This window comes from Aeromonas crassostreae, assembly GCF_054052445.1.
On sequence record NZ_JBSTYM010000074.1, the window covers coordinates 1 to 315 of the forward strand.

General features: G+C 68.9%; 1 protein-coding gene. It reads right to left on the reverse strand.

The annotated features are described in order from the left end of the window. Nucleotides 1-315: hypothetical protein (locus ACW5W4_RS18940; protein WP_456690420.1), on the reverse strand; the 315-nt coding region annotated here is incomplete at both ends.

Genomic DNA, 315 nt, shown 5'->3' on the forward strand with positions numbered 1-315 from the left:
GGCCGCTGATCTCGCTGCGGTCGATGGTGCCGTCGTTGTCGGCATCTTCGGTGATGACCACGACCGGCGCCGCGGTGGCAGTGGTGTCGCCCATGGTGGCGCTGTCGCTACCTTCCGGCGAGACGTTGCCCGCCGCATCCACGATAGTGGCGGTCACGGTCAGCGCCTCGCCGTCGGCCGGACGGTCAAACTCGTAGCCCACCTTGCCAGCAAGGATGTCGGCATCGCTCAACAGGCGATCGGCCTGGCCGCTCACCTTGAGGGTGTCACCGGCCTGGGCCTCGCCCGGCAGAGTCACCGCCACGTTCACGGGGC